Below are 449 nucleotides of genomic sequence, written 5' to 3' on the forward strand. Positions count from 1 at the left end.
TGGACAAGGTTTCAGCGGCTCGCAACACCCCTCAAGTAAGGCGGGCGGTGGTCCGTGCAGCTCAATATCTGCGAATGTCCACCGAGCGACAGACCTACTCCATTGAAAACCAGAGAGATGCGATCCGCGAGTACGCGGCTCTCATGGGTTACGACATCGTCGCCACATACGAGGATGCCGGCAGAAGCGGCCTCAACATCGAAGGGCGCCCGGCTCTGCGGCGGCTGCTGGCGGATGTCGAAAGTGGGCAAGCCGATTTCGAAACTGTCGTCGTCTACGACGTGAGCCGTTGGGGCCGCTTCCAGAACATCGATGAAAGCGCTTCCTACGAATACCGGTGCCAAAGGGCCGGCGTGCGGATCGAGTTCTGCGCCGAGCAATTCGCAAATGACGGCAGCGTCGGATCGGACGTGCTGAAGGCCATCAAGCGCAGCATGGCTGCCGAATAG

The 449-nt window shown here is 60.1% G+C and carries 1 pseudogene; it reads left to right on the forward strand.

From position 1 onward, the window contains the following. Nucleotides 1–74 precede the first annotated feature (74 nt). Nucleotides 75–446, forward strand: a pseudogene (locus tag EN749_RS37125) (recombinase family protein); the annotation flags it as partial. Nucleotides 447–449 lie beyond the last annotated feature (3 nt).

The sequence above is a fragment of the Mesorhizobium sp. M7A.F.Ca.ET.027.02.1.1 genome, from assembly GCF_004022985.1.
GTDB lineage: Bacteria > Pseudomonadota > Alphaproteobacteria > Rhizobiales > Rhizobiaceae > Mesorhizobium.